The sequence below is a fragment of the Bacillus sp. P4_D3 genome, assembly GCF_056401855.1.
Map to the genome: position 1 here is coordinate 1 of NZ_JBFUIN010000602.1, position 1,895 is coordinate 1,895.

General features: G+C 35.2%; 2 protein-coding genes. Both read left to right on the forward strand.

What is annotated here, in order from left to right; translation table 11 throughout:
• Positions 1-81: 81 nt before the first annotated feature.
• On the forward strand, positions 82-1,230 hold the full coding sequence (locus tag AC1DTM_RS24575; protein WP_016105319.1) for an acyl-CoA dehydrogenase family protein: 1,149 nt from the start codon (positions 82-84) through the stop codon (positions 1,228-1,230).
• A gap of 391 nt (positions 1,231-1,621) precedes the next feature.
• Positions 1,622-1,895, forward strand: a 274-nt coding sequence (locus tag AC1DTM_RS24580) for a copper homeostasis protein CutC (RefSeq protein WP_477001108.1), incomplete at its 3' end; no start/stop codon positions are given.

The window sequence follows — 1,895 nt, forward strand, 5'->3', positions numbered from 1 at the left end:
GTGAAACAATAGAGAGGTAACTTCATATAATCATAATGACAAAATGAACGGTTTATGAATCGAACATAAAGGAGATTATGTATGGCACTCTCATTTGTTGAAACAGAAGAACAATCTTTAGTTATTGAGAAAATAAATAAATTGATTCCGAAGTTCATGGAAAGGGAGCATCAACTAAGTGAATTAGGATCATTTCCATATGAAAATATTAATAATTTGAAAGATATCGGATATACGAAATTAACGTTGCCAAAAGAATTGGGAGGCAATGCGATTTCTTTATATGACTTCGTTTTATTTCAAGAGAAAATAGCAGAAGGATGCGGTGCCACCGCATTATCAATTGGATGGCACCTTGGCATTGTAAAGGAATTAGCTGAAAATCGCTCTTGGAATGAGGAAATGTTTACTTGGTTTTGTGAAGAAGTACGTAATGGTGCGCTTTTTAATAGAGCTGCAACAGAACCGAATACGGGGAGTCCTACGCGCGGCGGGAAACCAGAGACGTTAGCTGTCAAAAAAGGTGAGAAGTGGATTATAAATGGAAGAAAAACGTTTACGACAATGGCGCCAGTACTTGATTATTTTATCATTTCAGCAAGTATTGAAGGCCAGGAAGAAATCGGAGAGTTTGTCATTCCAAAGAATACGATAGGCGTAATAATTGAAGAAACGTGGGATAGTATCGCAATGCGAGGAACTGCGAGCCATGATCTTGTTTTACAAAATGTAGAGATACCAGATCGCTTTTTCACTGATATAAAGGGTTCAAAGGTTAAAGCTAAGGGGATTGGCTGGTTACTTCATATACCAGCATGTTATTTAGGAATTGCACAATCAGCAAGAAATTATGCAGTTCAGTTTGCGGGATCATACAAGCCAAATAGTTTAAATCATTCTATTAGTTTATTACCGAATGTTAGAAGATTAGTTGGAGAATTAGAACTTGAGCTTATGCAAGCTCGCGTCTTTTTATATCAAATTGCGAAAAAATACGATGAGGCAGAAGATAAATTATCATTGCAAGCCGAACTAGCAGCTGCGAAATATGTTGTAACGAACGCGGCAATATCTATTGTAGATAAAGCAATGCGCATCGTAGGGGCGAAAAGTTTATCAGAAAAAAATCCGCTTCATCGCTATTATTTAAACGTCAGAGCAGGACTACACAATCCGCCGATGGATGATGCAACACTATCTATGCTGGCGGATGCGGCGTTTCGGTCGTAATGAAGAAATATAAAGTTTGTTCCGTTCTGGAACAGACTTTTCGTTGTCGGTGAATCAGTATTCTATGTTGAATCRTTGATATATTTMRAGTTRYGATMGATATATTTGAAAAATCGTTGATATAATTCCATGTATTATGTCATTGTTCAAAGAATAGGGAATTAATGAACTAGAGATAACGAACCGTATTTTTGTAAGAAGCATATATTTCTCTCCCTTTATAAGAATATAAGAATGTATAATCACAAGAAAAATATAACATATATTCCATTTATTATAAATTTAAAAAATCTTTCTTTTCATTCTTCTTTTTGTAGTTTTATAGTGGAATGCTATTTTTCTTATTTCACCTACTGTATAATAAGAAAAAAGTACGAAAAGAGGTTATCTCATGCTAGAGGTTATTGCAACTTGTTTAGAAGATGTGAAGCGAATTGAAAATGCTGGTGGAAATCGAATTGAACTCATTTCATCGTATACAGAAGGTGGTTTAACACCGAGTTATGCTTTTATAAAAAAAGCAGTAGAAGCAGTGCAAATACCAGTTCATGTTATGATTCGTCCGCATGCAAAGTCTTTTACATATACGGAAGAAGAAATTGAAATGATGAAAGAAGATATTGTAGTTGCTCAAAATCTTGGAGCTGCTGGTGTTGTATTAGGTG

Coding starts and splice junctions, on each gene's coding strand:
- AC1DTM_RS24575 (WP_016105319.1), top strand. CDS start 82: ATGGCACTCTCATTTGTTGAAACAGAAGAACAATCTTTAGTTATTGAG.